This is a genomic window from Acidovorax sp. JG5 (assembly GCF_017939685.1).
Taxonomy (GTDB): domain Bacteria; phylum Pseudomonadota; class Gammaproteobacteria; order Burkholderiales; family Burkholderiaceae_C; genus Acidovorax.
Genome location: NZ_JAGKSE010000058.1, coordinates 1 through 1,228 on the forward strand (window position 1 = coordinate 1; position 1,228 = coordinate 1,228).

At 54.6% G+C, this 1,228-nt stretch carries 1 pseudogene; it reads left to right on the top strand.

The features are described 5' to 3' along the window. Positions 1-1,214, top strand: a pseudogene (locus tag J8G26_RS19080) (ABC transporter); the annotation flags it as partial. Between the last annotated feature and the right edge of the window lie 14 nt (positions 1,215-1,228).

The window sequence follows — 1,228 nt, forward strand, 5'->3', positions numbered from 1 at the left end:
GTAGCCATCTGCGGTCAACATGGGTTTGCCGTGCGCTTACCCTAAAGGATCGATATCTGCTTGCAGTCGGCAAGACTGAATGGGAAAACATGAAGTGGGACGATCAATCGATTGCGGAGAAACGCAATGTTATCAATTGTGTCCATCTTGTTTTCACCGCATCGGAGAATCCTGAAGCCTATAACAAGGCCCGCAAGAAGCTGAGTGAAGCGAACGTGCTGGACAGATTGCTCGATTGCTCCGATGCCCATGCGCTCAGCAGTGCGGACAGCAAGGATCGAATCGGTCAATGCTTTACATGGATCAAGGCTGATCCGACTTTTCAGGGATTGCTCCAAGCGGTCACCGAGTTCGATCAGCGCATATTCGTCGGCGACACGCCGCCGAAGCAGTTGTTGGTGGCGGGTAATAGGACGAAGTACGTGTCCGCGATCACGGTCAGGAAGAAGGCTGGGTCCGCGCTGGCGGATAGTTGGTTCGATGTCGAAGTTCCGTTGAATCACGACCTAGTGGCGATCATCGGCAACAAGGGCAGCGGCAAGAGCGCGTTGGCTGATATTGTCGCGCTCATCGGTGACACCAAGAATCACGAAAGTTTTTCATTTCTCAACGACGAGCGGTTCCGCGATCCGCGGAACAAGTTGGCAGCGCATTTTGTCGGAACTTTGCGTTGGCATGACGGAACTGACGCGCAGAAGGACTTGCATGAGAGTCCTGCACCGTCCAGCGTCGAGCGAGTGAAGTATCTGCCGCAAAACTATCTAGAGACTCTGTGCAATGAATTGGCGGGCAGCGGTTCATCGACTTTCGATGGCGAGTTACGGAAGATCATCTACACGCACGTGCCCGAGGAGCAGCGCATCGGCTTTCCGTCGCTCGATGAGCTGCTCGACTTCAAGATTTCAGAACTTGAGGCAGAACGGAAACAACTCGCCGATGAGCTTTCTAGGGTCAATGCGGAACTTGTGAGCGTCGAGCACAAGCTCTCACCAGCGTTTCGGCAGTCGTTGGAGCAGCAGCTCAATGCTAAGAAGAAAGAACTGATTGCCTTAGAGGGCGCGATGCCGACGGCTGTCGACGATCCGTTGGAGTCGGACGCCGCAAAGCAGGAGACTGCCGCAGCGACAGCGAAGCTTGCGGAACTCGAAGCGACGCTGAATGCTGTTCGAACCGAGGAGCAACAAGCACGTAAGCGCACGGCAAACCCATGTTGACCGCAGATGGCTAC